The sequence below is a fragment of the Streptococcus suis genome (genome assembly GCF_002960445.1).
In the GTDB taxonomy this organism is placed as follows: domain Bacteria; phylum Bacillota; class Bacilli; order Lactobacillales; family Streptococcaceae; genus Streptococcus; species Streptococcus hyiners.
Genome location: NZ_POJD01000354.1, coordinates 1 through 290, shown reverse-complemented (window position 1 = coordinate 290; position 290 = coordinate 1). Strand labels below are relative to the sequence as shown.

The following is a 290-nucleotide window of genomic DNA, read 5'->3' as shown; positions in this document are numbered from 1 at the left end:
CCTTTACCGGCGGCATTAATATCGCAGATGAATACATCAACAAGAAAGTGCGTTTTGGTTACTGGAAAGACGCAGCGATTATGATTAGGGGAGAAGCTGTTGCAAACTTTACGTTGATGTTCCTTCAAATGTGGAATTACAATGAAAAGACAGAGACAGATGACCTAAAATACCTCAAAACGCATAAAGATTTAGAGACGGAAACCGTTGATGCCGAAGGTTTCTTCCTTCCGTATGGCGAGAATCCATTTGATGGAGATGAGGTAGCCAAACGAGTCTGCCTAGACATG

Annotated in this window: 1 pseudogene; it reads left to right on the top strand. The window is 42.4% G+C overall.

Annotated elements, in window-relative coordinates:
- A pseudogene (locus C1G53_RS11220) lies at positions 1-290 on the top strand (cardiolipin synthase); the annotation flags it as partial.